The organism is Bacillus fungorum (assembly GCF_002746455.1).
GTDB classification, from domain to species: domain Bacteria; phylum Bacillota; class Bacilli; order Bacillales; family Bacillaceae_G; genus Bacillus_A; species Bacillus_A fungorum.
In genome coordinates this window covers 1-513 of sequence record NZ_NWUW01000168.1, presented here as the reverse complement: position 1 = coordinate 513, position 513 = coordinate 1, and the positions used below count along the sequence as shown (strand labels likewise).

Below are 513 nucleotides of genomic sequence, written 5' to 3'. Positions count from 1 at the left end.
CCATATAAATAGCAACATGCCCTGGGTTTTCATAGAAGATAAGATCCCCCGGTTGCGCTTGATTGATGTCTGCAACTTGTTTACCTTGTCCAACTTGAGCACCTGTCCAATCTCCAAGTTGTACACCTATACTTGTTCTAAAGACATACTGCGTAAATCCTGAGCAATCTGACGTACCCCCTGGTGGATTACGATCCCCTAATACATATCTCACTTTTCCTTGCCCAAGCCATTTTTTTGCTTCTGCTAATACTTTTTGTCGCTTGTCATTCGTCATAATAGGAGAACCACTAGATGATAGTCCTGGATCATCATTTTTTTTAAAGAATTTCATCGGATCCGTTGGTTGGTCGTTAATACGAATTTGGAAATCTAAATGGACAGCGTATCCTGCCATATTAAGAATCCCAGTATTTTTATCAAAGTTAGAGCCACCCATTTCCCCAATAATTTGTCCTTTTGTTACCATGGTTCCTGGTGCAACTGATATTTTACTCAAATGTAAGTAACGGG

Annotated in this window: 1 protein-coding gene; it reads right to left on the bottom strand. The window is 40.0% G+C overall.

The features are described 5' to 3' along the window. Window positions 1–513: NlpC/P60 family protein (locus tag CO726_RS31295; RefSeq protein WP_169513135.1), on the bottom strand; the 513-nt coding region annotated here is incomplete at both ends.